This is a genomic window from Pseudomonas sp. MIL19, assembly GCF_028680365.1.
Lineage (GTDB): Bacteria > Pseudomonadota > Gammaproteobacteria > Pseudomonadales > Pseudomonadaceae > Aquipseudomonas > Aquipseudomonas spirodelae.
This window is the reverse complement of record NZ_JAPPVG010000009.1, coordinates 83,437-108,953: the sequence shown is the minus strand read 5'-3', so window position 1 is coordinate 108,953 and position 25,517 is coordinate 83,437. Positions and strand designations below refer to the sequence as shown.

The 25,517-nt window shown below is 61.6% G+C and carries 25 protein-coding genes and 1 pseudogene; 17 read left to right on the top strand and 9 right to left on the bottom strand.

What is annotated here, in order from left to right; genetic code table 11:
• The first annotated feature begins 275 nt into the window (after window positions 1-275).
• Window positions 276-401: a hypothetical protein gene (locus N1078_RS08665; RefSeq protein ID WP_274087777.1), complete on the top strand. Its 126-nt coding sequence runs from the start codon at window positions 276-278 to the stop codon at window positions 399-401.
• Window positions 402-498: 97 nt separating this feature from the next.
• On the opposite strand, the gene N1078_RS08660 is transcribed toward N1078_RS08665, so the two are convergent.
• Window positions 499-1,869 (bottom strand): O-antigen ligase family protein, encoded by a 1,371-nt coding sequence (locus tag N1078_RS08660; protein WP_274087776.1) that lies wholly within the window; start codon window positions 1,867-1,869, stop codon window positions 499-501.
• 573 nt (window positions 1,870-2,442) lie between these two features.
• Here N1078_RS08660 and N1078_RS08655 point away from each other — a divergent pair.
• The gene (locus tag N1078_RS08655) at window positions 2,443-2,814 is read left to right on the top strand and encodes a PilZ domain-containing protein (protein WP_274087775.1); all 372 of its coding nucleotides are present in this window, start codon (window positions 2,443-2,445) and stop codon (window positions 2,812-2,814) included.
• Between the two features lie 45 nt (window positions 2,815-2,859).
• On the opposite strand, the gene radA is transcribed toward N1078_RS08655, so the two are convergent.
• The 3 genes from radA to N1078_RS08640 all read right to left on the bottom strand — a co-directional run bounded on the left by radA (window position 2,860) and on the right by N1078_RS08640 (window position 4,989).
• Window positions 2,860-4,224, bottom strand: coding sequence for a DNA repair protein RadA (gene radA / locus N1078_RS08650; protein WP_274087774.1), 1,365 nt, complete (start codon window positions 4,222-4,224; stop codon window positions 2,860-2,862).
• A 158-nt stretch (window positions 4,225-4,382) separates the two neighbouring features.
• Window positions 4,383-4,661 (bottom strand): YdcH family protein, encoded by a 279-nt coding sequence (locus tag N1078_RS08645; RefSeq protein ID WP_274087773.1) that lies wholly within the window; start codon window positions 4,659-4,661, stop codon window positions 4,383-4,385.
• A gap of 88 nt (window positions 4,662-4,749) precedes the next feature.
• Entirely contained in the window at window positions 4,750-4,989 is a 240-nt protein-coding gene (locus N1078_RS08640) for a YdcH family protein (RefSeq protein WP_274087772.1), read from the bottom strand.
• A gap of 135 nt (window positions 4,990-5,124) precedes the next feature.
• On the opposite strand from N1078_RS08640, the gene N1078_RS08635 reads away from it, so the two are divergent.
• The 3 genes from N1078_RS08635 (at window position 5,125) to N1078_RS08625 (ending at window position 7,505) form a co-directional block, all read left to right on the top strand.
• Window positions 5,125-5,871, top strand: coding sequence for an EAL domain-containing protein (locus tag N1078_RS08635; RefSeq protein WP_274087771.1), 747 nt, complete (start codon window positions 5,125-5,127; stop codon window positions 5,869-5,871).
• 67 nt (window positions 5,872-5,938) lie between these two features.
• Window positions 5,939-6,352: a large-conductance mechanosensitive channel protein MscL gene (mscL, locus tag N1078_RS08630; RefSeq protein ID WP_274087770.1), complete on the top strand. Its 414-nt coding sequence runs from the start codon at window positions 5,939-5,941 to the stop codon at window positions 6,350-6,352.
• A gap of 127 nt (window positions 6,353-6,479) precedes the next feature.
• A complete protein-coding gene (locus tag N1078_RS08625) occupies window positions 6,480-7,505 on the top strand; it encodes a CNNM domain-containing protein (protein ID WP_274087769.1) in 1,026 nt (341 codons plus the stop codon).
• 3 nt (window positions 7,506-7,508) lie between these two features.
• Here the strand turns inward: N1078_RS08625 and N1078_RS08620 are convergent, their stop codons facing one another.
• Entirely contained in the window at window positions 7,509-8,285 is a 777-nt protein-coding gene (locus N1078_RS08620) for a ferredoxin--NADP reductase (protein ID WP_274087768.1), read from the bottom strand.
• A gap of 69 nt (window positions 8,286-8,354) precedes the next feature.
• Here N1078_RS08620 and N1078_RS08615 point away from each other — a divergent pair, with 69 nt between their 5' ends.
• Entirely contained in the window at window positions 8,355-9,479 is a 1,125-nt protein-coding gene (locus N1078_RS08615; RefSeq protein WP_274087767.1) for a methyltransferase, read from the top strand.
• Window positions 9,480-9,556: 77 nt separating this feature from the next.
• On the opposite strand, the gene N1078_RS08610 is transcribed toward N1078_RS08615, so the two are convergent.
• Complete coding sequence (locus N1078_RS08610; protein WP_274087766.1) at window positions 9,557-11,230, bottom strand: phosphoethanolamine transferase; 1,674 nt, start codon at window positions 11,228-11,230, stop codon at window positions 9,557-9,559.
• A gap of 243 nt (window positions 11,231-11,473) precedes the next feature.
• Between N1078_RS08610 and N1078_RS08605 the strand changes: the two genes are divergently transcribed.
• From N1078_RS08605 to N1078_RS08560, 10 genes are all read left to right on the top strand, one after another.
• Window positions 11,474-12,403, top strand: coding sequence for a hypothetical protein (locus N1078_RS08605; RefSeq protein ID WP_274087765.1), 930 nt, complete (start codon window positions 11,474-11,476; stop codon window positions 12,401-12,403).
• Window positions 12,403-14,490, top strand: coding sequence for an LTA synthase family protein (locus N1078_RS08600; RefSeq protein ID WP_274087764.1), 2,088 nt, complete (start codon window positions 12,403-12,405; stop codon window positions 14,488-14,490). Before N1078_RS08605 ends, N1078_RS08600 begins: the two co-directional genes overlap by 1 nt.
• Window positions 14,491-14,591: 101 nt before the next feature.
• Complete coding sequence (locus tag N1078_RS08595; protein WP_274087763.1) at window positions 14,592-15,170, top strand: class I SAM-dependent methyltransferase; 579 nt, start codon at window positions 14,592-14,594, stop codon at window positions 15,168-15,170.
• Window positions 15,171-15,251: 81 nt separating this feature from the next.
• On the top strand, window positions 15,252-16,022 hold the full coding sequence (locus N1078_RS08590) for a sulfite exporter TauE/SafE family protein (RefSeq protein WP_274087762.1): 771 nt from the start codon (window positions 15,252-15,254) through the stop codon (window positions 16,020-16,022).
• Window positions 16,023-16,199: 177 nt separating this feature from the next.
• A complete protein-coding gene (locus N1078_RS08585) occupies window positions 16,200-16,520 on the top strand; it encodes a nucleotide pyrophosphohydrolase (protein ID WP_274087761.1) in 321 nt (106 codons plus the stop codon).
• Window positions 16,513-17,262: a methyltransferase gene (locus N1078_RS08580; protein WP_274087760.1), complete on the top strand. Its 750-nt coding sequence runs from the start codon at window positions 16,513-16,515 to the stop codon at window positions 17,260-17,262. Before N1078_RS08585 ends, N1078_RS08580 begins: the two co-directional genes overlap by 8 nt.
• 29 nt (window positions 17,263-17,291) lie before the next feature.
• Window positions 17,292-17,885: a DUF4136 domain-containing protein gene (locus N1078_RS08575; protein ID WP_274087759.1), complete on the top strand. Its 594-nt coding sequence runs from the start codon at window positions 17,292-17,294 to the stop codon at window positions 17,883-17,885.
• Window positions 17,886-17,908: 23 nt separating this feature from the next.
• Window positions 17,909-18,472 (top strand): DUF4136 domain-containing protein, encoded by a 564-nt coding sequence (locus N1078_RS08570; protein ID WP_274087758.1) that lies wholly within the window; start codon window positions 17,909-17,911, stop codon window positions 18,470-18,472.
• A gap of 99 nt (window positions 18,473-18,571) precedes the next feature.
• Window positions 18,572-19,021: a DMT family transporter gene (locus N1078_RS08565; RefSeq protein WP_274087757.1), complete on the top strand. Its 450-nt coding sequence runs from the start codon at window positions 18,572-18,574 to the stop codon at window positions 19,019-19,021.
• Between the two features lie 317 nt (window positions 19,022-19,338).
• Complete coding sequence (locus N1078_RS08560; RefSeq protein WP_274087756.1) at window positions 19,339-20,460, top strand: GGDEF domain-containing protein; 1,122 nt, start codon at window positions 19,339-19,341, stop codon at window positions 20,458-20,460.
• Between the two features lie 121 nt (window positions 20,461-20,581).
• On the opposite strand, the gene N1078_RS19655 is transcribed toward N1078_RS08560, so the two are convergent.
• The 3 genes and pseudogenes from N1078_RS19655 to pbpC form a co-directional block, all read right to left on the bottom strand.
• On the bottom strand, window positions 20,582-21,310 hold the full coding sequence (locus N1078_RS19655) for a methyl-accepting chemotaxis protein (RefSeq protein ID WP_411912089.1): 729 nt from the start codon (window positions 21,308-21,310) through the stop codon (window positions 20,582-20,584).
• A gap of 141 nt (window positions 21,311-21,451) precedes the next feature.
• Window positions 21,452-22,468 (bottom strand): annotated as a pseudogene (locus tag N1078_RS19650) (cache domain-containing protein); the annotation flags it as partial.
• Window positions 22,469-22,702: 234 nt separating this feature from the next.
• Window positions 22,703-25,084 carry a peptidoglycan glycosyltransferase PbpC gene (gene pbpC, locus N1078_RS08550; protein WP_274087754.1) on the bottom strand — a complete coding sequence of 794 codons (2,382 nt, stop codon included), beginning with the start codon at window positions 25,082-25,084 and terminating at the stop codon, window positions 22,703-22,705.
• A 138-nt stretch (window positions 25,085-25,222) separates the two neighbouring features.
• Here pbpC and N1078_RS08545 point away from each other — a divergent pair, with 138 nt between their 5' ends.
• Window positions 25,223-25,516 (top strand): hypothetical protein, encoded by a 294-nt coding sequence (locus N1078_RS08545; RefSeq protein ID WP_274087753.1) that lies wholly within the window; start codon window positions 25,223-25,225, stop codon window positions 25,514-25,516.
• Window position 25,517: the final 1 nt, after the last annotated feature.

Here is a 25,517-nt window from a genome sequence, read left to right as displayed (position 1 = left end):
ATGGTGTCCACTTAAATCAGGTGGACACCATCGCCTTTGGCGTCGGGGCCAGGAAGGTGTGTTGGCCGGACGGATACGTTCCAACGTGCTTATTTGCCATGGATATTGCACCGCGCCGGCTCGCCGAGCGCCGCTTCGCCGTGGTCAGCGGCTAGGGCTCACGGCTGCCGCTGTTTATTGAACCGCTTTCGCGTGGTGTCCTGCTTGCCGGCATTGGCGTTTGTGTTGTTGCTGCCTGGCGGTGCAAGCCACCCCGCCCCGCCCCGCCTGAACCTGTGCGTGACGATGTGCTGATCCATGTGCATTTGGTCGAACACATCGACTACCAACCCGGCGCCGAGGGCTTTGGCTTGTTGCGCTGCGCCAATGGCGTGTGCGTGCTGCACGTGCTGCGCGATTGATACCCATTCTGCCTGCCGCACGCGCTGCGCCATACGTTCGAGGGCGATTGGCACCCGGGCAGGGAAACCCTCGACGATTGTTAAGCCGGCAACTTGGTCAGTCCTGCACTGTGCGGCTTTTGCGAACGCGCGGCTTACTGTGGCTGCCAGCCAGCACGGCAATCGCACAGAGCACCACCAGGGTGGCGGCGTTGGCCGGGATTTGCAGATTAAAGTCGGTACTGGAGTGAATCAGCAGGGCGATGATGCCCATAGCAGCCCCGAAGCCGACGCCGCTGCGGTACACCGATTCGCGGCGCCACAGCGCCTTTAGTGCATGCCACAACGCCAGCAGGATGAAGGCGGCCAACGGCAGGCTGCCGAGTACGCCGAACTCGATGGCGAATTGCAGGTAGTCGTTGTGCGCGTGGTCGAAGTGCAGGCGAATGTCTTCGCCGGGGTACTGCGGGAAGACGGCCTCGAAGCTCCCCGCGCCCTGCCCTACCAGTGGCCGCGCTTGCAGCAGTGGGATGGCGTAGCCGAACACGTCGTCGCGCACTTCGTTGGCCTGCTGCACCACTTCGCCATTGACCACTACATCGTTCAACTGGGTGCTGAGTAGACGGTCTTTGAGTTTTTCCAGGCCGAAGTACTGGCTGATCACCAACACGTCGATAAGGATGATGCTGGCCAGAATCAGGCTATTGCGCAGGCGGTGCTCTTTTTCCAGCAGCACAAACAAACCGCCGACCAGCAGCAAGCTGACGAAAAACGCGGTGTTGCCCATGCGCGAGTGCGTCATAACCAGCGCAATCACCATCACCACCAGAGCCAGGCGCAGGCGTGCTTTGGGCCCCATCAGCAGCTCAAGCAGGTTGACCCAACTAAAGGGACGGTTATCGCGCAGGGCCAGCAGCAGGCCGATGCCGCAGGCCAGGGTCATTTCCAGGTAGCCGGCCAGGTGATTGCGGTTAACGAAGGTGCCAGTGGCGTCGCCTATGTAAGTGCTTTTGGGGCCGACAAGCAGCCACTCAACCCCGGACAGGGTCATGAATGCGCCCCAAAAAGCTTGCAGGGCCCCACTGACCACCAGCGTGCCGAGCAGCAGGCTCAGTCGTTTACGCGTGTGGAATAGGCTTACCACAAGCAAGAACAGCAGGCTGTAAGCCAACCCAAGCATTAGGTATTGGAAGGTAGCGCCGTTATCGACCGTCAACCCGGCCAGCCACTGGATAGCAACCCAGGCTTGCGTCAGCAGCAGCAGCCCAAGCAAGGGCAGCCCAGCTCTTACCGACTTGAGCTGACTGGCTTGGGTGGACCCGCTGCGCAGCTGACTAATCGCCCAGATGCTACCCAGCCCGCCCATAAGCAACACAAACACGCCCATGGACCAGTCACGATTGCTGCCTAACGGTAAAGGAAGAAAAACCAGAACGATGAGGGTGGCGACAAGCAGGAATCGCTCAAGATGACTAGTCGGTTGGGGCATATGGGAGGCTAATCCGTTAGAAGCTTGACCGGCAGGCAGCGCGTGCCAGGCGGATTTAAAAGGGCTGCAATTGTAGGGGCTTCCAGCGCTGATAACCATGCCTCGGGGAAGACTCAAGCGCTGCAGCCAACCGGCACGAACTGGCTTGGCTGCTCTATTGATTGAACAGCGATAGGTGCCTTTTCCAGGCGCCAATTTATGACGGTGTGTAGACGTCCATGAGCCTCTTCATCAATCTGTACGTTCGCAACAACGGGGCGAAGATTGCATCGACTCCACAAGGTGCAGAAACACCCCATTCAAGTGAAATAAAGCCGGTCATATTCCGCTTTTTATGCACATTTTGGTGGGGGGACAGGTGGGGGGACAAGCCTTTTTATAAAGATTAAAAGCAAACAAATTCAAAAACTTAACTACATATAAGGCCGCCCACAAGCCGGCTTTTTTATGCCTGCCATTTAAGGCAGCCGTTGTTTCTGGCCGCCACGATGCGATGTCGCTGGCGCAGATAAAACCAAGCCATTGGCAACAGCCTTGGCTATAGTGGATGAAACCTCGCAGGAGTTTGTTTGCATGAGCGAAACAGCCAATGAGCGTCGGCGCTTTCACCGCATCGCTTTCGACGCGCCCACCGAGATTGTGCAAGGCGAACGACGCTGGGCAGTCGAACTGCATGACGTTTCGCTGAAGGGCCTACTGATCAAGCGCCCAGCCGGCTGGAACGGTGATCCCAACCTACCGTTTGAGGCCAACATCCAACTGGCCGGTGACACCCGCGTACAGATGGAAGTGGTGCTGACCCGCACCCAAGCGGACCTGCTCGGGTTTGTCTGCCGGCATATCGACCTCGACTCGATCAGCCACTTGCGGCGCCTGGTGGAGCTCAACCTCGGCGATGAAAGTTTGCTCGAACGCGAACTCGCCGCACTCGGCGAAGACCAGTAACGAAAAAGGAGGCCGAGGCCTCCTTTTCCATACACATCTGATCGATTACTCGAACAGCGCATCCAGCGCCTGCTCCAGGCGCGTTACGGCAATGACCTGCAAACCCGGCGGCGAATCTTTCGGGGCATTGCCCTTGGGTACGATGGCGCGCTTGAAACCGTGCTTGGCCGCTTCCTTAAGCCGCTCCTGCCCACTGGGCACCGGGCGAATTTCGCCAGACAGGCCGACCTCCCCAAACACCAGCAGATCATGCGGCAGCGGCTTGTTGCGCAGGCTGGAAATCACCGCCGCCATCAATGCCAGGTCAGAGGCGGTTTCCAACACCTTGACCCCGCCGACCACGTTAAGAAAAACGTCCTGGTCATAGGTGGGAATCCCACCATGACGGTGCAATACCGCCAGTAGCATGGCCAGGCGATTCTGATCCAGGCCCAGGGTCACGCGCCGTGGGTTGCCCATGTGGCTGGTGTCGACCAACGCCTGCACTTCCACAAGCATCGGCCGGGTGCCTTCCCAGGTGGCCATGACCACACTGCCGGGCACTTCTTCCTGGGCGCGAGTGAGGAAGATGGCTGAAGGATTGGTGACCTCCTTCAAACCTTTGTCGGTCATGCCGAACACGCCGAGTTCGTTGATCGCGCCAAAGCGATTCTTCACCGCGCGCAGCAGACGCAGGCGGCCATCGGACTCACCCTCGAAATACAGCACGGTGTCGACCATGTGCTCAAGCACGCGCGGCCCGGCCAGGGCACCTTCCTTAGTTACGTGGCCGACCAGGAAGATTGCCGTACCGCTCTGTTTGGCGAAACGCACCAATAGCGCCGCACTTTCACGCACCTGGGACACGCCGCCAGGAGCCGAGGACAGTTGTTCGGTAAAGATGGTTTGGATCGAGTCGATCACCATCACCTTGGGTTTTTCCAGGCGCGCAGTGGCGATGATGGTTTCGATGCAGGTTTCGGTCATCACCTTGAGCTTGTCTTCCGGCAACCCCAGACGCCGGGCGCGCATGGCCACCTGCTGTTGGGACTCTTCGCCGGTGACATACAGCGCAGGAAAGCGCGTGGCGATATTGCACAGGGTCTGCAGCAGGATGGTCGATTTGCCGATGCCAGGATCACCGCCGATCAGCACCACTGAACCATCCACCAGGCCACCACCGAGCACCCGGTCCAGCTCGCCGGAGGCAGTGGAAAAGCGCGGCACTTCGGCGACGCTGACCTCGGCCAGGGTTTTGATCTGCGCCTGTTCGCCAGCCCAGCCGGCACGCCCGCTGGGGGTGGCCGCATTGGCTTCGAGCAGCGTCTCGACCAAGGTGTTCCACGCCCCGCACTCGCCGCACTGGCCGGCCCATTTGGGGAAGGTTGCGCCGCACTCGGTGCAGCCATACATGCGCTTAGCCTTGGCCATGCCGGACTCCTATAAAAACTGAGCCCGGATCATACGAAATAGCTGGATATATTTACAGTTAAATGAATACAGCACCGGCTCCGCCTCTGACGCGCTCAAGTCCGACGAGCCTGTTTTAACGCAGCCGGTCCAATGCGCCGCAGAGCGTCAGCAGCCTCTTAGGCTTTGCAGCCATTGCCGCATCCACAACACTGCCCCGCCGCCCGCTTGAGCTGCCGCGCCAGCTCATCCTTGAGGCCGACGCGTTCCTGCTTGAGTGTCAACAGGGCATCATCCGCCAGCAGTTCGCTGCCGGCTTCAATACGGCAAATACGCTTATCCAGGGTTTCGTAGTTATCGGCCAGGCGCGCGAAGTTGCTGTCAGCCAGACGCAACTCATTCAGGGCGCCGCGTAGTTCGGGGAAGTCTTTGATTAGCGGATGGTGTTCTACGTGCATGCTGGCACTCCTAAGGGGATAGTCACTGCCTGCAGCCTATCCCCTGCCCCGGGCTGAGCACTTGACCCGGATCAAGCCAGCACAGCTATCAGGCTTTGTGCAGATAGGCGGAGAGTTCGTCCTTAAGGCTGACACGCTGCATCTTCAAACCGAGCAGCAGAACCTCATCCATGGCCACCCGCCCGCTTTCCACCTCATAGATGCGTTTATCAAGCTCTTCGTACTCATTAGCCAAGCGCACAAAGTGCCCGTCACTGGAGAGCAAGGCGTGTAACTGGGTCTTGAACTCGGAAAATTCGCGGTTCAGTGGGTGATGTTCCAGGGGCATAACGGCATCCTCAGGCGTGGAGTTAAATAGAGCCTAGTTCAGCCCCGCAGGCTCTGCCGCGACACGTTGAATTGAGGCTTGCAAAGCGACTTCTGCTATCGTGAGCATCATCTGCAAAAAATCAGAGAACAGGTAATGGGTACAACAACCGGATGCGCGGCTTGCCGCGACGGCCAGGGACTTGGTTTCCCTATCAGCATGGCGTTTCAGCCCATCGTTAACCTGAGTACTGGCACGGTATTCGCCCACGAAGCCCTAGTACGCGGCACGGCGGGCGAGTCCGCCGGCAGCCTCTTGGGCAAGCTCAATAAAGACAACCTCTACCCGTTCGATCAGGCCTGCCGAGTTACTGCCCTGGAGTGGGCCGCTAAGCTGCAAGTGCCGGCCATGGTCTCGATTAACTTCATGCCCAATGCGGTGTACAAGCCGGAGACCTGTATCCGCGCCACGCTAGAGGCGGCAGAGCGCTTCAACTTCCCGCTGGAGCGGATCATCTTCGAGGTCACAGAACAGGAGCAGGTGCTGGATATCGACCACCTCACCGGCATCCTGCGCGCGTACCGCAAGCAAGGCTTTATGACGGCAATTGATGACTTCGGCGCCGGTTATGCCGGCCTGAATCTGCTGGCCGACTTTCAGCCCGACCTGATCAAACTCGACATGCAACTGATCCGCAATATCGACCAAGACAGCGTGCGGCAGACGCTGGTCGAGGCCACCTTGCAGATGTGCCGCAAACTGAATATCCGGGTGATTGCCGAAGGCATCGAAACCCTTGGCGAATTGCGTACATTGCAGGCCATGGGCGTGGAGCTCTTCCAGGGCTATCTGCTGGCCAAACCGGGCTTCCAGTCCCTGCCGGACGTGCATTACCCGAGCTAAAATTTGACTGGCAAGCAGCAAGCGCTGAATTACACTCAGCGCAACCTCACCTATCAGGGAAAGCAGCATGAGTATAATCAGTGAATTCAAGGCCTTTGCGGTCAAAGGCAACGTGGTCGACATGGCCGTGGGCATCATTATCGGCGCGGCCTTTGGCAAGATTGTCTCGTCCTTCGTCGGTGACGTGGTGATGCCGCCCCTGGGCATGCTGATTGGCGGTGTAGATTTCTCCGATCTGGCGATTGTGCTGAAAGCCGCCGAAGGCGATGTCGCTGCTGTAACCGTGGGCTATGGCAAGTTTATTCAGACCATACTCGACTTCCTGATTGTCGCCTTCGCCATCTTTATGGGCGTCAAAGTGATCAACAAACTCAAACGCGAAGAAGAAGCTGCCCCGGCCGCACCAGCGCCGCCGAGCAAGGAGCAGGAGCTACTGAGCGAAATCCGTGACCTGCTTAAGGCTCAGCAAAGCAAAGACTGAACCCTCCCCCGTGCGGAGGGCCAGCGCCCTCCCGTACACGATTTGTTGCAGCTTGCTCACTGGCCGCGCGCGGCGTTCGCAACCAGTTCGTGTAAATTGAGTATCCCTTGGTTACTTACCCCCCTCAATGACACTCCTAATTGCGTTTGCCGCTCTCTCCATCCTCGTTTCGTTCATCTGTTCCATTCTTGAAGCGGCGTTGCTTTCCCTAACGCCCAGCTACATTGCCCAGCAGAAGGCCACCAAGCCCAAGCTCTACGAGCAGCTGAAAGGGCTGAAAGACAAGATTGACCAGCCCCTTGCAGCGATCCTCACGCTCAACACCGTGGCCCACACTGTCGGTGCTACGGGCGTCGGCGCGCAAGTCACGGTGATATATGGCGACGGTTATCTGGGCATCGCCTCCGCGGTCATGACCCTGCTGATCCTGGTGCTCTCGGAAATTCTGCCCAAGACCATTGGCGCACGTTACTGGCCCACCCTGGCGCCGTACCTGCCTGGCCTGCTGGGCGGCATGATCCTGCTGCTCAAGCCATTTATCGTCATGTCCGACCTGATCATGCGGTTGTTTGGCGGTAAGGAACCCGAGCACGACATCCGCCAAGAGATCAAAGCATTGACCCTGCTCGGCCGTGAAGTCGGCAAGCTGGATGAGGATGAGCAGCGCGTCATCAGCAATATCCTCGACCTGCACGAAATCAAGCTGCGCGACATCATGACGCCACGGATTGTCTGCGAGTTTGCGGCCCCCGATGACACCCTCGGCGCGTTCAAGGCCCGGGTGAAAGAGAGCCAGTTCTCCCGCTATCCGGTGATCGGTGAGAATGAGTCGCCGCTGGGTGTGGTATTCCGCTATGACGCCCTGGCGGCCGAGGCTGATGATGCGCCAGTGTCCAACATCCTCAAGCCGCTCAAGGTGGTCTCCGACAGCATGAACGTCGAGAACCTGATGACGCAGATGATGCAAGAACGTCAGCACATGTGCCTGGTGTATGACGAGTTCGGCAGCTGGCGCGGCCTGGTCACCATGGAAGACATCATGGAGACCATCATCGGCAAGCCGATCCTCGACGAAACCGACGACATCCCGAATATGCGTCGCTTTGCCAAGCGCCGCTGGGAGCATCGGATCAAGGCCATCCGCGAGGAATAACCGCTACCAATAGTTCTCGACGGCCACCTGTCCCGGCCGTCGGGTCAGGCTGAGCTGCAGATCGCGCTGTTTCAGCAGCGCCCGCGTGTCGTCGATCATCTGCGGGTTGCCGCAGATCATCAGCCGTGAATCTGCGGGCTCCAGGCTCAGCCCCGCTGCACGCTCTAACTCGCCACTCTCCAGCAATGTGGTGATGCGCCCATGCAAACAACCGGGCACCTGCTCACGCGTCACCAGCGGTAGATAGGTAAAGCGCCCGGCAAACTCCTGCAGATGTTCCTGTTGCATCAGCCCCTGAATCAACGGCTGATAGGCCAGCTCGCTGGCCGTGCGCGCGCTGTACACCAACACCACCCGTTGAAAGCGCTGCCACACCTCAAGCCCCTGCAGAATCGACAAAAACGGCGCCAAACCGGTGCCGCTGGCTAATAGCCAGAGATCACGGCCATCGGCGAAACGATCGAGAGTGAGAAAGCCCAACGCCTGCTTTTCCACCAACAGGCTGTCGCCAACCTGCAGCCGGCTCAGCTCGGAGGTGAACGCGCCGCCCGGCACCACGATGGAGAAGAACTCAAGAAACTCATCATGGGGCGCCGAGGCCATCGAATAGGCCCGCCAAACCCTCGTGCCATCGGCTTTCTGCACGCCCAGGCGGGCAAACTGCCCGGCCGTAAAGCGAAATCCGGGATCACGGCTACAGCGCAGGCTGAAAAGGCTGGGCGACCAGACCTGAATGGCGCTAAGGGTTTGCTGGGTGAACTTGTCTTCGCTGACAGTCATACTGGCTCCACTGCGGTGACGTCGCCCCAGTGTCCCGCAAACCGACTCGAACAAACACCAGCAGCCTATATGCCTATATTCGTTACGCCTTTCGCCCAGCTCGACCTGATTCGCCAACCCGACCAACTGCATGAGCCGCTGCAGGCGTTTGATGCCGCCGATGAATACCTGCTCAACCATGTGCATGAGCAGGGGTTACCGGACGCAGCGCGCATCTTGGTACTGAATGACAGCTTCGGCGCACTGGCGGCCAGCCTGGCCGGCCGGGCCGACGTCACCAGCAGCGGCGACTCACACCTCGGCCACCTTGGTTTACAGGTCAACCTGCAGCGCAATCAGTTGCCGGCGGAGGCCGTACGCTTTGTGCCGAGCAGTGAGTGTGCGCAAGGGCCGTTTGACCTGGTGTTAATCCGCGTGCCGAAAACCCTGGCGCTGCTGGAGGAACAACTGATTCGCCTGCACGGCCAGCTCGCCCCGGGCGCGCAGGTGATTGCCGCGGCCATGGTCAAACACCTGCCGCGCGCGGCGGGTGATCTGCTGGAGCGTTACATCGGCCCGGTGCAGGCCTCACTGGCGGTGAAAAAAGCCCGCCTGCTGTTCGCCACGTCAGCCGCCAAACCCGCGCCGGTATCGCCCTACCCCACGGCCTACCGCCTGGATAAACCGGCGATTGAGCTGCGTAACCACGCCAATGTGTTTTGCCGCGAAGACCTGGATATCGGCACGCGCGCCTTCCTCCCGCACCTGCCCAAGCACCTCAGCCGCCTGCGCGTAGCCGATCTCGGCTGCGGCAATGGCGTGCTCGGTATCGCCTACGCCTTGGGCAGCCCGCAGGCTGAGCTGACGCTGGTGGATGAGTCCTATATGGCCGTGCAATCGACCGCTGAAAACTGGCAAGCGGCGCTGGGCGAGCGCCCGGTAGAGATCCGTGCCGGCGATGGGCTGGCCGAACAGGCGGCGGATTCGCTGGACCTGGTGCTGTGCAACCCGCCCTTCCACCAGCAGCAAGTGGTCGGCGACTTCCTCGCCTGGCGCATGTTCCAGCAGGCCCGTGCCGCCCTGGTGACCGGCGGTGAACTGTGGATCGTCGGCAACCGTCACCTGGGCTACCACGCCAAACTGAAACGCCTGTTCCGCGGCGTCGAACAGGTAGCGGCCACACCGAAGTTTGTGGTGCTTAAAGCGACCAAATAAGTCTGGCGGCCTGGCGCTCAGCCAGGCCGACTGCAACCAGAGCCTAGATGCACGAACACTGGGCCGGCCTTACTGAGTCAGTCGATCCGTAGCTCAGTGCTTTTGCTCTGCACGGCAACCGCAGCCGGTCGGCAGCTGCGGAAGATATCCAGCTGCGGCTGATAGACCGCCGTGCGCACGCCCATCAGGCCGATCACCGAGTGGAACAGGTTGTCTTGCGACACCGGCTGGCCCGCTTGCTGGCGCAGGCAATCGGCGGAAATGCCGCTGCTGCGCTGCATGCCGTCGGAGAACCACAGCACCATCGGCACATGGGTTTGCTCGCTCGGCGCCATGGCGTAGGGCACGCCATGCAGGTACATGCCGTGTTCGCCGAGGGACTCACCGTGGTCCGACATATAGAGCATGGCCGTGTCCAAGCGCGCCGCATTGCTGCGCAGCAGGTCGATGGTGGCGGCCAGCACATGGTCGGTGTAAAGCAGACTGTTGTCGTAGGCATTGACGATGCTGGCGGTGTCGCAGCGATCGAGTTGCACCTCCTTGCACACCGGGGTGAAGCGCTCAAACGCCGCCGGGTAGCGCTTGTAATAGGCCGGGCCATGACTGCCCTTCATATGCAGCACCACCAGGGTGTCACGGGTCAGGCCGTCGAGGTACGCCTGCAAGTTATGCAGCAGCGCCTCGTCGTGGCATTCGCCATCGGCGCAGAACTGCGCAAGGTTGAGGTGTGAAACATCCTCGTTGGGCACCCGATCACAGGCGCCCTTGCAACCCGAGTTGTTATCGCGCCACAGCACATCCACGCCGGCACGCTGCAACACGTCGAGCATGCCTTCACGATTGCCGGCCATCGAGTCCTGGTAATCCGCCCGGCCTACGTCTTGAAACATGCAAGGCACCGAGACCGCCGTGGCGGTGCCGCAGGAAGACGCCTGCGGGTAGTTGATCACATCGCGCTTAGCCAACTCAGGGTTAGTCGGGCGCGCATAACCGTTGAGCGAGAAGTTCGCTGCACGGGCCGTCTCGCCCACCACCAAGAGGGTGACGCGCGGCCGGTGCAGGGTGCTGACTGCGCTGATGCGATGGGCATCAGCGCCGACGACTTCCAGCACAGCCGGCGCGGCCAACTCGCGTTTGAGGTAACCGTGCACGGCCCCGACCACATTCGACGGCACCAACATCAGGCGCACTTCGCGGTGGTTGCGAATCAGTGAGGCGTACGGCTGGTACTGGCTCATCACCAACACGGCAAATACCCCCAACAGCACGGCCATGCTACCCAGCTTGCCGGCCAGCTCTCGCCGCCACGTGAGGGGGCGAGTCGGCATACGACTGATCAACAACGCAGGCAGCACGCCCAACAATAAAAACCACAGCAGCAGGCGAGCATTGAACAGCTCCGTGGCTTCGGCCACGTCGGTCTGCAGCATGTTGGTGAGCATGTTGTAGTCGATGACGATGCCATAGCTGCTCATAAAGTAACTGGCACCGGCCGACACCAGCACCAGCAGGGCCAGCACCGCTTTGGTCAGCCGCCCCCAGGTCAGCAGGCTGAGCAGCACGTACAGCCAGATCCAGACAAACAGCGGCAGGCTGAGTAGGAACAACGGGCTGTCGTTGCTCATACCGCCCACGCCCTGCCAGACGCTGTGCCAGAACGGCAGGTTCATGGTCAGCATCAGCCACAAGGCAACCAACATGGTCAGCCCGTTACGGCTGACGGCCACACGTTTAAGAATGGATTCGCGCACAAAGCACCTGGGTAGATAACGAGACTGGCGCAAATCTACTCAGGCAGATGTGAAATGCCTGTCGGGCGGATGTGAAAAACCGTTGAGTGATCACGGCCGCGCTGCTGCGCTCAGCACGCCGCTGTGGATACACCTCGGTCACCTGTGAGCAGCGCAGAACTCACGAATTTTTCACATTCTTTTGACATGGAATTGAATGCCGGCCTTCTAGGATGCAGCACTGCCTACAGATGGATATTGCCCATGCTGCCCTCCTCATTACTCGACAAGCCGCTGCCGACTCACGCCGGCGTGCTGCATGGCCTCAAACCGCGCGGCAAAAGCGGCTGGCTGCGGCTGACGCCGGTGCTGATGGTCGTGCTGCTGGCGACGTTCAGCTACATGGGCTGGCGGCACCTGTACCCGGCGGTGGCAGAAACCGGCTGGCGCTATGAGGTGCTGCTCAAAGATATCGAGAAAGTCAGCGCCATCGCTCTGGATGCCGAAGGCGGCCTCCTGCTCAGCGAGGAACTGCAAAGTGGTGAGGGGCGCATTCTGCGTTACAGCGCCGACGGCAGCCTTGAGCCGGTGGAAGCCGGCCTGTCCAAGCCAGACGGCATGGTCAGTTTTCGCGGTGGCGTGGTGTTCAGCCAGGAGCAAGGCGATGAGGCCGTGCTCTGGCGGACACCGCAGCGCACCGTCGAGCTATTTGCCGGCAGCAATGTTGAGGGCCTGGCCAATGATGGTCGCTACCTCTATGCCATCGAAGACCGTCATGGCGATGGCCGCCTGTTGCGCTACGACCCCAGCAACGACACTACCGTGGTACTGCGCACCGGCCTGGATCAAGCCGAAGCCATTACCGCCTGCCCCGACGGCCGCCTGTTCTATAGCGAGAAGAGCAGCGGCACGGTGTCTCAGCTACACGCTGAAGGTCATGACAGCGTGGTGCTGACGGGCCTTAACCAGCCCGGTTACCTGCTGTGCAACAACCAGGGTTTGTGGATCACCGAAGATGCCACGCACATGGCCCGTCTGTTGCGGCTGGCCCCGGATGGCCAGTTGCATACCGTCTTGTCACACCTGCGCTCGGCACAAACCCTGATCGAAACGCGCCCAGGCTACTATCTACTGGCCGAACAAGGCCGCAACCGCGTACTGAGCCTGCAACGCCACCCACAGGAAACTGATTGATGCCCGCCACGTCTACTCGCTCTGCCGCAGGCCGCAACGGCTTGCGTCAACACCTGCTGTTCACGGCCCTAAGCGGCGCCCTGTTAATCGTCCTGTACAGCCTGCTGCGCCTGGCGTTGCTGGTTTATAACCATGAGCTGATTGGCGAAACCACGGCCAACGACCTGCTGGAAGCCTTCGGTAACGGTCTGCGGTTTGATCTGCGCGTTGTCGTCTTTGTTCTGGCGCCGTTGCTGCTGGTAATGGGCAGCCGGCGCTTGATGGCCGCACGCACCTGGCAACTGGCCTGGCTCAGCTTCGCGGCCAGCCTGACCCTGTTTCTCGGCGTGCTGGAGCTGGATTTCTACCGCGAATTTCACCAACGCCTCAACGCACTGGTGTTTCAGTACCTCGGCGAAGACCCGACAACGGTCATGAGCATGCTTTGGCATGGCTTTCCGGTCGGCCGTTACCTGATCGCCTGGGCACTGGCCAGCTGGCTGCTGTTCAAAGCCCTGCAAGCCATCCATCGCCTGGTCCCGCCGGCCGACCCACGCCTCAGCCCGGCGGCGGGCGAGCGCTGGTACTGGCGCGTCAGCGTGTTCACCCTCTGCCTGTTTATCGCCGTACTCGCGGTGCGCGGCACCTTGCGCCAAGGCCCACCGCTGCGCTGGGGCGACGCCAGCACCACCGAATCGGTATTTGCCAACCAACTGGGCCTCAATGGCACCCTGACCCTGGTCGATGCCGGCAAAGCGCGTTGGTCTGACCACCGTGACAATCAATGGAAAGCCCGCCTGCCCAGCGCCGAAGCGCAAGCTCTGGTACGGCAGATGCTGCTGACCCCACAGGATTTGCTGATCGACAGCGGCGAGGCGGCGATCCGCCGGATCAGCACACCCAAGCCACACCTGCAGTTACCGGTACGCAATGTGGTGGTGATCCTCATGGAAAGCTTCGCCGGGCACTATGTCGGCGCGCTCGGTGCGGGCGGCGACATCACCCCCAACTTCGACCGCCTGACTAAAGAAGGGCTGCTGTTTACCCGCTATTTCTCCAACGGCACTCACACCCACCAGGGCATGTTTGCCACCATGGCCTGCTTCCCCAACTTGCCCGGCTTCGAATATTTGATGCAGAGCCCGGAAGGCGCCCATGACTTCTCGGGGCTGCCGCAGCTGCTGGGTGATCGCGGCTTTGACGACCTCTACGTGTACAACGGCGACTTTGGCTGGGATAACCAGAAGGGCTTCTTCGGCAACCAGGGCATGAGTAATTTCATTGGCCGCAACGATTACGTGGACCCGGTGTTTTCCGACCCGACCTGGGGCGTTTCCGATCAGGACATGTTTGACCGCGCCGACCTAGAGTTGCGCAAACTCGATCGCCAGCGGCCGTTCTATGCCCTGCTGCAAACCCTGTCCAACCACACGCCTTACGCCCTGCCCGACCCACTGCCGGTCGCTCCGGTCAGCGGTTTCGGCTCCAACGACGAACACCTTACGGCCATGCGCTATTCGGATTGGGCCCTGGGCCAGTTTTTCGAAAAGGCGCGTAAAGCGCCCTACTTCAAAGACACAATGTTCGTGATCGTCGGCGACCATGGTTTTGGCAGCCCCGAGCAGCTCAGCGACATCGACCTGTACCGCTTCCATGTGCCCCTGCTGGTGATTGCCCCCGGGGTTCAAGAACAATTCGGCACCCGCAATGACATTGCCGGCACTCAGCTGGACATCGTCCCCACCATCATGGGCCGGCTTGGCGGCCCCGTGCAGCAGCAATGCTGGGGCCGTGACCTGTTGGCGCTGGACTCGGCGGACCCGGGCATTGGCGTGATCAAGCCCTCCGGCAGCGATCAAACCGTCGCCCTGGTGTCCGGCAGCAACCTGCTGATCCAGCCACGTGACGGCGCGCCGCGCTTGTATGACTACCAGCTGCATGAGAACGCCGGCATACAGCCTACCGACAACGCCGCGCTGCAAGCTCACCTGCTGCCGCGCCTGCAGGCCTTTTTGCAGGTCGCCACGCAAAGCCTGTTGAGCAACACCGCGGGGGTCGGCGATACGCAACCCAACACGCGCCAGACCGCCGCACAAGACAACCCCTAACGTCGCCGTGATCGAGATAACCCGGACAGCCCTATGTCGAGCCACCCGCACAGCACACCGCAGCGACCGCACATCGAGGTGGGCAAACCGCCGCCGGGCGCATGCTGAGCAGCATTGCCCGGCGCGTGACTCAGTGGCGGGCCGGGCAGCTGATCAACAGTGCGCTGAAACTAGCCGGCGAGCCGAGCCTGGTGCTCGACCTACCCTGCGCCGCCGATGGTTTATGGCCGCTGCTGAGCACCAGCGATAGCCGTGTAGTGATTGCCGCCGAGGCCAATGCCGAGCAACTGACAGCAGCACTGGCAGGGCTGCATGCGGTTTTCAGCCGCAGGGTGCATCCACTGCAAACCTCGCTGTTCGCGATTGATTTGGGCGCCAATGCAGTGGACTGTATTTTCTCCATGTATGGCCTGCATCACATCGACGACCCACGGCGCAGGATGCTCGTGCTGCGCGAATTCAACCGGGTTACGCGCGACTGCGTGATCATTTCAGTCTGGGTCGATGGCAACCTCCAAGCCGTACGCCAAACACCCCTCAGCCGGCGCAACGGCCAGGTTCACGCGCGGGCGCAAATCGAGCGTGAGTTCACCGCTGCCGGCTTCCACATCAGCGGCCACCGCGACTTCATGCCCGGCCTGGCCATGCAGCGCCTGTATGTGCTGCGCAAACTCAGCTGAGTCGCCGTCTACTACCTTGATCGACATGGCCGAACCGTCCAGGCCTGGGTATGCTGCACCCTTTTTGTGCGAGGGATAGCCATGCCTGTTTCCGATATGTTGCTATTGGTGCTTGCCGGTTTTGCGGCGGGCGGGATGAATGCCCTGGCCGGCGGCGGCACGTTTTTCTCCTTCCCGGCCTTGCTCGCCGCCGGCCTGCCGCCGGTCACGGCCAACGCCACCAATGCCGTGGCACTGTGGCCTGCCAGCCTGGCCGGAGCCTGGGCGGCACGGGCCTCACTGCGGCCCTTGGGCAGTTATTTAGTACCCTTGCTGATAGCCGGCCTGGCGGGCGGCCTGCTCGGCGGTTTGCTCCTGCTGGTGGGCGGTGATGCGGTATTTGCCAAGCTGATTCCCTGGCTGCTGCTGCTCGCCACCGCGCTATTTGCCGCCAGCCCCTGGCTCAGCCGCTGGTTGGCCGCGCGCCGCGGCGAGGCGGCGCAGCCACCGCACTCGCCACTGTCGCTGGTGGCCCACGTCGGCGTGTCGATTTACGGCGGCTACTTCGGCGCAGGCATGGGCATCCTGCAACTGGCGGCGTTTTCCATCGAAGGCCACCCGCTGGCTCGCTCCAACGCCCTGAAAAACCTGATCTCGGCGGTGATCTACAGCGTAGCCACGGCGACTTTTATCATCGCCGGCCGAGTCAGCTGGTATGAGCTGGTGATTCTGCTGGTCGGCGCCACCATCGGCGGCTATGTCGGTGGCGCACTGGGCCAGCGTTTACCCGCCAACCTGCTGCGCGCACTGGTGATCGCAGTGGGCAGCGGCATGACCGCTTATTACTTCTGGGTCACCTATTTCGCCGCTTAATCAGGGCGGTGCCAACCCGGCGCCTGAGCGCATGACCGTGCGTTTTCGGCGCCATTACAGCGTCACATTCACCAATCCCCAGTGCACGTCACAGCGGATACTGGGCCGCCGCTCCAGCGCCGCTTGCACAGCGGGGGCGAACCCCCGAAGCTAGGCGCCTGTTGATTGGAGCGCCTGATGAACCTCGCCGAACTGACCACCCGCATGCACGCTATTCGTGATCATAACGACTGGCGGCAATTCCACAGCCCAAAGAACCTGGCCATGGCCGCCAGCGTGGAAATGGCCGAGCTGGTGGAAATCTTCCAGTGGCTGACCGAGGCGCAGTCGCGCCAACTGCCGGCCGAGCAACTCGCTCACGCCGGCCAGGAAGTCGGCGATGTCATTCTCTATTTGGTGCTGCTGTGCAGTGAGCTGGGGTTGGATATGGAGCAGGTGGTGCGCGCCAAACTAGCCGACAACGAAAAACGCTTTCTAGGAACCCCTCACCATGACTGATCGGCACTTCGATGAGCTGGCCACCCGCTTCGCCGAGAAGATCTATGGCGGCGCCAAGGGCGCCATTCGCCTCGCCGTACTCCAGGCCGACCTGGCCGAAGCCCTGCCCGAACGCCCGCTGCGCGTGCTGGATATCGGCGCGGGGCTTGGTCATATGTCACTGTGGCTGGCCGAGCGCGGCCATCAGGTAACCCTGGCAGAACCCGCCGCGCCCATGCTCGCCGGTGCGCGCGAGCGCTTTGCTGCCGCCGGGCAACAGGCCACCTTTATTCAGGCGCCCTGGCAGGACCTGCTCGGCCAACTTGAACAGCCCTATGACCTGGTGATCTGCCATGCGGTGCTGGAGTGGCTGGCCGAACCCCACAGCATCCTGCCAGTGCTGCACCAGCTCTGCGCGCCCGGCGGCTGGCTGTCGCTGGCGTTCTACAACAAAGACGCGCTGATCTACCGCAACCTGCTCAAGGGCCATTTCCGCAAACTGCGCAAAGCCGAGTTCGCCGGTGAAAAACAAAGCCTGACGCCACAGATGCCGCTTGATCCGCGCGAGTTGGCGGCGCAACTTGAGGCCCATTGGCAGGTCGAAAGCCAGAGCGGTGTGCGGGTGTTCCACGACTACATGCCGCAGCCGTTTCAGGCCAAGGCCGAGCTGATTGATCTGCTGGAAATGGAACTGGCCTACCGCCACCACCCCAGCTTTGCCGGTTTGGGCCGTTATCTACACTGGATCTGTCGCCCCCATTGATTTAACGCTCACGACTCAGGAGGCCGCGTATGCACAAACTCAGCGTTTTACTGCTGCTTGCCACGCTCGCCGCCTGCCAGAGCCATAACCCTTATGTCGCCGACAGCCAACCACTGCCGCCAGCGCCCGCGCAGGCGGCCCAGCAACTGGACCTCAGCGCCTACCCGGCAAAACCGCGCGACTATGGCCAATACCGTACCTGGCGCTGGCAACGCCTGCCCGCCGGCACCGCCTGGGCCAGCTCCGAGCAGGTTCAGGAAGCGCTGAGCAATGCTCTCGACCAGCGCGGCCTGCGCCCGCACCGTAGCGGCGCAACGGCTGATCTACAGGTCAGCGCCGAGCTACGCCTGGAGCAACGCATTCGCCAAGTGACAGAGCGCTACGGCAGCTATTACGGCCACAACCCTTATGGCAATCAATACGGGTTATGGGGCAGCGCGCCGCTGGTGCGCAGCTATACCGAAGAGGTGATGGTGGTGCGCATCGAGTTGTTCGATGGCAAGGACGGCCAGCCGATCTGGAGCGCCAGTGCCGAAGCCCTCAGCAGCGGCAGCCAGAGTGAACGCGCGGCCGCCCTACGCAATGCACTACAGCAAGCACTGGCAGCCTATCCACCGAACTGACTGCGGCCCCAAGGAGAACACTCATGCGTACATCACTGTTGTTACTGCCCCTGCTACTGCTGTTGAGCGCCTGCCAAACGCCACGGCTGCAGCGCGACTTCGATCCCAGCCGAGACTTTGCGGCCTACCGCAGCTGGAGCTGGGAGGAACCCGCTGTACAGTTCAAGCCCAATGACCCGCGCATCAACAGCGACCTGACCAGCCAGCGCATTCGCGCAGCGGTAAGCGAGCAACTCGAACAACGCGGCCTCCGCGCTGCAACTGCAGCCACTACTGGCGACCTTAAGGTGCAGGTCTGGGTGATCGTCGACAACCGCCAACAGCAGGTCAGCACGCAAATGGGCGGCGCCTGGGGCAACCCCTGGGGTGGCGGCTTTTGGGGAGGCCCGAGCTACGTGGAAACCCGCACCGTGGACTACCAGGTCGGCACCCTGCAGGTTGACTTGCTCGACGGCAAGGATGGCAAGCTGGTCTGGCGCGGCAGTGCCGAACAGGTACTGCGCAGCTCTCAGCCCAGCCCCAGCGAGCGCGAAGCGTCGATCCGCAGCACCGTGGCCAACGTCTTAAGCCAATACCCGCCGCGTTAACGTCGCGGCGCTTCAACGCTGACGCGGCCGCCCACAACAAACGGGACAAGCTGCTTTTACGGCATAATCGCTCGCCCTGTACCTGCCTGGAGACACCCCATGCCTGCCCCAATCTGGTGGTTACTGGCCCTGCCCTTTGTTGCCGGCGCGTGCCTGCCGCTGCAGGCCGGGATCAACGGTCAATTGGCCAAACAGGTGTCCAGTGTATTGGCTGCGTCATTGATTTCCTTTGCCATAGGCACCCTGGCCCTGCTTATTTTGGTACTGGCTCAGCGCGAATTCCCCAGCCTCGGCGCATTGAAAGGCCTGACTTGGTGGCACTGGAGCGGCGGCCTGTTGGGGGTGATGTTTATCGCCACCGCCGCCTTTGCTGGCCCCAAGGTCGGCGCGGTGCTGTTTATGGCCCTGGTGATCGCAGGGCAACTGAGTATGGCCCTGACCCTGGACCACTTCGGCTGGGCGGGTTTTCGCGAAGCTCCCATTACCGCCGGCAAGCTTGGCGGCCTGCTGCTGATCATCGCCGGTATCTGGCTAATCAGGCGCGGCTAGGCCATACCCCCGCACAAGCCCGCGCTTATGCGAACGGGCCTGTGGGCTGCGTTAAGTTCGACGCACCCAGTTTTTATTCGCCGCTCCGCCCTGCCCTTGCCTGTACCTATGGGCTCCAGCCCTTTCAACCGACGATGCTCCAAGGCCTGAAAAACACCTGATTCTTTAACATCCTCGGCCGCCCAGGCACCACCAGCGCCCTGCTGATTCTGCGTTAACGCCCCTCGTCGCGTCCTGCACGGCATAGTGGCACTCTGACAGTTTTTTCACGATTAACGCGCTATGCTGCAGTGACGTTGTTTTTGTGATCACACCCTATGACTGAGTCCCACGTTCCCCACCAGCCGCAGGCTTTCTCACTCTGGCGTGAAGCCCAAGACACCCGCACCCGTACACCGCTGGGGGGCATTTACTACCTGCTGGCCTGGCTGCTCACGTGGGGGTTCAGCAACAACCCGCTGCAGCAGCTGCCTATCGGGTTGATTGGCATCGCCATTTTCGCCCTACTGCTGGCGCTGCGCCTGCTCCACCGCCTACCCGACGAGCAAACGCCCGCGACGCTAAAGCGCTGGCTCAACCACCACTGGCTGCTGATTCTCAGCACCGCGCTGCTCTGGGGCTTGGCCCATGCGCTGGCGCAAACGCACCTGGCGTTCAGCAGTTCGACGATCATCGCCACCCTCAGCACCATTGCCTTCAGCACTGCGCTGGTGTTCACCTTCTCGATGCGCAAACGCCACGCGACCCTGGCCCTGCTGCTGCTATACCTGCCCGGGTTAATTGGCCTGGCCTTGGACTGGCAGACCCATCACGCCATGGTGATTACCCTGGCGATCTATCTGAGCTATCTGCTGCTGGCCCTCAACCGCAGCCACCGCGAGTACCACAACACCCTGGCCTTGGAGCTGCAATTGCTCGACCAGCAGGAACGCCTCGACCAGCTCAGCCGCACCGACAGCCTGACCCAACTGGGCAATCGCTACCAATTCAACAGCCTGTTTCCGGTGATGGTGGCCAACGCCCAACGGCAGAGCCAACCGCTATCCCTGGTACTGCTGGATATCGACTTCTTCAAACGGATCAATGACATGTACGGCCACGCCTGTGGCGATAGCTGCCTGAGCGTGTTTGCCGAACGCATGCGGCAGAATTTCCGCCGCGACAGCGATACGTTGCTGCGCCTGGGCGGCGAAGAATTCGGCATCCTGATGCCCAACACCCCGCTGGAGCAGGCGCGCGTGCTGGCCGAGCAGTTCCGTCAGGCGCTGGAGCGGGAAGATTTTGATGTTCCAGGCGCCACCCTGCCGCTGACCGCCAGCTTGGGCGTGGGCTGTTACGACACACACCGCGACGACAGCGCGGAGGGGTTTTTCAAGCGGGTCGATGATGCGCTCTATCAAGCCAAGGCGGCAGGTCGCAACCGCCTGAACCTGGCCTAAACCCGACAGCATAGGCAGGCCGGAGGATGTTGCTTAAGGCAACCTCTCCCGGGCCCGCCCTTACTGATGAGCCACCGAGCCTTGCCGCGATGCGCCTATCGGCCTCGATTCGCGCCCCTGCTTAAAGGCGAAAGCTGCCCATCTGTTGAGCCAGGTCATCTGCCAGGCCGCGCAGCGTTTTGCAGTCCTCTTTACACACCCCAACCTCACCGGCGGTGGCATGCGCCAAGTCGGCAATGCCCTGCACGTTACGGTTGATCTCTTCGGTTACCGAGGACTGCTCTTCCGTCGCGGTGGCCACCTGGGTGTTCATGTCACTGATGCGTTCAATCTGCTCGGTAATGGCACTGAGTGATTGCCCAGTGCGCTGGCTCGCCGCAACGCCAGTACCGGTTGCATGCTGCCCGGCATGCATGGAACTCACGGCGGTTTCCGCGCCCTGTTTGAGGCGCTGAATCATCTGCTGAATTTCATCGGTGGAGCTTTGTGTACGGCTAGCCAGGGTGCGCACCTCGTCGGCCACCACGGCAAAGCCACGACCCATTTCTCCAGCACGCGCGGCTTCGATAGCGGCGTTGAGGGCCAGCAGATTGGTTTGCTCGGAAATGCCACGAATCACCGCCAACACCTGATCAATCGATGCCACCTGCTCGGCCAACTCGCTCACGGCAGCCGCCGCCTCGCCAATATCGGTGGACATGCTCTCGATATGGCCAATCGACTGGCCGACTTCCTTACGCGCGCCCTGCGCCTCACTACGTGCGGTTTGCGAGGCCTGGGCGGCACTGCTGGCATTACGTGCGATCTCTTGCACGGTGAGGCCCATTTCGTGAACCGCGGTGGCCACCATGTCGGTCATTTCCTGCTGCTGACTGGAGCGCGCGGCCGTGTTATCGACCACCTGCGCCACCTGACCGACCGAAGCACGCAGGCGCTCACTGGTGGCCAGCACAGCACTGATCAAGTTGCGCTGGCCGCCAATAAAGCGGTTGAAGCCACGCGCCAGGTCACCCAGTTCATCCTCACGCGACTCATCCAGACGCCGAGTCAGGTCACCGCCGCCGCCGCCAATTTCCACCAAGCCGGTGGTCACTTGGCGGATCGGCCGCACCAAACCCCGCGCCAGCAGCACCACCAGGCCCAGGCAAAATAACGCCACCGCCGCGCCGATGGCGCTGGTCATAAACAGCGCCTGGCGCGCTTCGGCATAGATTTCCGCCTCCGGCACTTCACTCACCAGCAGCCAGTCGATACTGCCAAGCTTCTGCGTCAGCGCCAGGTAGACCTCACCGTCACGCTCGAAGCGCACCGCCTTGCCCTCAGCACTCAACAGTTGCTCGGCCGGCTCTTGGCCGAATAACGCAGCAAGGCTGCCACTGCCACTCAGTTCAGCCTGCGGGTGCACCTTGATCGCACCCTTGGCGTCGGTCAGAAATACCTGACCGCGCTCGCCAAAGCGAAAGTCACGAATCATTTCAGACATAGCCTTCAGGCTGTAGCCCAGACCAGCCACGCCAAGCACTTTGCCGTCCTGCTTGATGCGCTGGTTGATAAACAGGGTCGGCAAGCGCGTGGCCTTATCGAGATCCACCTCCATCACCTGATCGCGGCTGCCATCGACCAGTCGGTAGAACCATTGATTCTCGGGCTGATTACGATTGATCACCCGACTCAAACCATCGCCAGTGAAGTAGTTGCCGCTGGCCAGTACGGCCACCGAGGTGGTCATGGCGTCTTGCTGCTGACGCACCCCCTCCAGGTAACGCGCCACCACATCACGCAGCCCAGGGTCTTCGCCCGCGCCCAGCCAGTCCTGAATAAATACGTTGGCGGCAATCCCGGCATTGGCCGTGATCGGGGCCGTTAGCACGCGCTCCAGATCGTTGCGAATCGCCAGTACCTTGGCCGGCAAGGCCTCTTCAACCAAAAAGCGCTCACTCAGGCGATTAACCACCGCGGAGTAGACGCCTACTACGATCAGAATACTGACCAGCAGGGCCGCGCCCATGCTGAGAATCAGCTGCCACTGGATGCTGCGTTTCCACAAGCCCATGGAGGTTACCTTTTAGTTATTATTGGAAGAAAACAATTGAATACAATTTTGTATACAAATTCAATTTCATCCCGACATATAACCGCTATCGCCCAGCCGGCGTGCCGGCTTTAATCGCCGCCGCAAAGACGGCGCAGGCCAGGCTGAACAGGCTTAGAGCAGCATGACCTGCGCCATAAAGGCTCGCCGTTAGTTCTGCAGGCTGAAGCTCAGCTGGGCGGTCTGCCCGCTTTCATCGAGCACGCTGAGCTGGTAACGCCCCGCACGCGCAAAACTTTGGCTAATCAGCGCGTCGGCATTGGTTTCGGCAACCGGCTGACCGTCCACAAACCACCAGCGTCGGCCACTGCCGCCCAGGGCCGACAGACGCAAGCGTAGCGGCTCAGCGCTGCCGGCTGGGCGACGTAAACGATCGCCCTCACGCACGCCGACAATCGACAGCGGTGCGCTGGCGGGCACATGCTGCGGCGGGCACTGCGGATCAACCGCTGGCATGCGCGCACTGCGCCGCTCACGCCGGGGCAACCAGGGCTCCAGCGGGGCCGGCCACAAGGCCAGGCGCTGCTGCGTGGCGCCAGGGCAACTGGCATCCACGCGCAAGCCGGCGGCATTGGTCCAGATACGTTCCTGCAGCCCCAAGCCCAATGGCTGATCCGGCGCCGGCAAGGTCGGTGGTGTGGTACCCGCCAGGGTCCAGGCAAAGCGCTGGCGGCGGCAGTTGGGGTCGTGTGAGTCCATGGGTTGCCCCAGTGGCCAGCAGATCGCCGCCACGCCCACTTCAGCCGGTTGCGGATCAAGCGGCTGGGCAATCCCGCGTTGGCTGTCACGGTTGACCAGCAGATCATGCACCTGCAGCAGCAAGGGCGCGGCCGAGGCCAACCCGAACTGTCCCGGCACCGGCGTACCGTCCGGCCGGCCAATCCAGACACCGATCAGGTAGCGCGGCGCCACACCAATCGCCCAGGCGTCACGAAAGCCGTAGCTGGTGCCGGTCTTCCAGGCGAGGGTCGGGCGCTGCACCAGCTGCGCACGCGGGTCACGGTCCGGGCGCGCCTGACCGCTGAGAATTCGCCGCACTATCCACGCCGAGCCGGGCGACAACAAACGCCGCTCATGCAACCCATCCTGCGGCTGAAAACGCAGACGCGCAGCCATGCCGCCGCGGGCAAAAGCGCTGTAACCGCTGACCAGCTCTTCCAAGCGACTGCCGGCACCGCCGAGAATCAACGCCAGGTTGGGCTCGGCCAAGGGCGGCAACAACAACGGCACCCCGGCGCTACGCAACTCACCGGCAAAGCGTTTCGGCCCGTAGGCTTCCAACAGCTGCACAGCGGGCAGGTTGAGCGAGGTGGCCAACGCCTGGCTGGCCGACACCGCGCCGCTGAACCCACTGGCAAAATTCCCTGGCCGGTAATCGCCATAGCGCCGGGGCACATCCTGCAGCAAGGACTCGGAGTGAATCAGCCCCTCGTCCAGGGCCATACCATAGAGAAAGGGTTTCAGCGTCGAGCCCGGCGAGCGCACCGCGCGAACCATATCAACATGGCCAAACCGCTTGGCATCACTGATATCCACCGAGCCCAGGTAGGCCCGCACCGCCATGCTCGGCTGCTCAACCACCAAAATCGCCGCCGAGGTGCGCTCCGGCAGGCGCGCACGCCAGCCGAGCAGCAGGTCTTCCAGGCGGCGCTGCAAGGCGGCATCCAGCGTGGTGTGAATCAGCGGCGGACTGCTGCGCGTATTCAGCCGCCGTGCAAGTAGCGGGGCCAGACGCGGCTCCTGGCGCGGCGCCAGCAGCACCGGTTCCTCCAGCGCATCGCTGATCGCCGACTGCGGCCACACATTAAAGTCGGCCAACCGTTTCAGCACTTTGTCACGCGCCGCCTGCGCGCGCTCGGGATGACGATCCGGACGCAAGCGGCTGGGGGCTTGCGGCAGCACCGCGAGCAACGCGGCTTCGGCGCGGGTCAGTTGGCTCGGTGATTTGCCCAGATAAGCCCAGCTGGCGGCTGCCACGCCCTGCAAGGTGCCGCCAAAGGGCGCGCGGTTGAGGTAGAGGGTGAGAATTTCGTCCTTGGACAGGTGCCACTCCAGCTGCAGCGTGCGCCACAGCTGCTTGAGCTTGCCTCTGTAACTGCGCGCATGCGGATCCAGCAGGCGCGCCACCTGCATAGACAGTGTGCTGCCACCCGAGAGCACCCGCCCGCCTTGCAGGTTTTGCCAAGCCGCACGGCCCAGCGCCAGCGGGTTGACCCCGGGATGCTGATAAAACCAGCGGTCTTCATAGGTCAGCAGCGCTTCCAGGTAATAAGGCGACACCTGATCCGGGCGCACCGGATAGCGCCATACACCGTCATGGTCGGCGAAGCGCCACAGCGGCGTACCATCCTCGGCCAGCACCACGCGGGCCAGGTCATCGACCGGCAAAGGCAGCGGCAATAGTCGATCAGCCAGCGCCAGCACTGACAGCAGACACAGCGGCAGCCACAGCCAAGGGCGGCGCAGCAAAGGCCACACGCGGTTATGCCAAACAGACAGAACCAAAAGGTAGAGCGGCTTAACGCGGGTCATGCGCTGATCCATTCCTTGCATCGCGAACGTGTTCTGCTAATTAGCGACGTGCCTAACCAACAGCGCTGCCATTCTGCCAAATGACTGGCACACTGGCGCGCAGCAGCAATCAAAGCCGAGTCGAGTGGAACGGGAATTATGGGTGTAGAAGGTTTTTTTGAATCCCTGGGCGAGGCAGTTGGCTCGGTGATTCGCTTTATCGTCGAGGGCCTGGGCGGCTTTTTCGGCATGCTCGGCGGTGCGGTCAGCAGCTTTATCGCGGGCATGTCCAAGGCCTTAGGGGTAACGCCGTCATTGCTCAGCATTGTGGTTCTGATAGCCGGCCTCTGGCTGCTGTACATCGCAGTACGCGCCTTTATCCGCCGCTCGATCATTGCCGGCATGAGTTGGCTAGTGCTGGGATTGTGGCTGCTCAGTGGTCTGATCAGCTAGG